General features: G+C 57.7%; 1 pseudogene. It reads left to right on the forward strand.

From position 1 onward, the window contains the following. A pseudogene (locus tag AO242_RS29600) lies at positions 1 to 201 on the forward strand (IS110 family transposase); the annotation flags it as partial.

Here is a 201-nt window from a genome sequence, read left to right on the forward strand (position 1 = left end):
CATTGCTTCAGTACCCGTCAAAAGTAACGCGCAATTGGCCATGCAGGCCCTGCATCGTGTTCGGCAAGGGTATGTAAAGCGGCGCACCGCACTGGGTAATCAGATACGTGGGTTGCTGCTGGAACAAGGCATTGCCATGGCGCAAGGGGCGGTGGCCCTAAGCCGAAATGTCCCACGCATACTCGAAGACGCAACCCAGCC

It is taken from the genome of Pseudomonas sp. ICMP 561, from assembly GCF_002699985.1.
Lineage (GTDB): Bacteria > Pseudomonadota > Gammaproteobacteria > Pseudomonadales > Pseudomonadaceae > Aquipseudomonas > Aquipseudomonas quasicaspiana.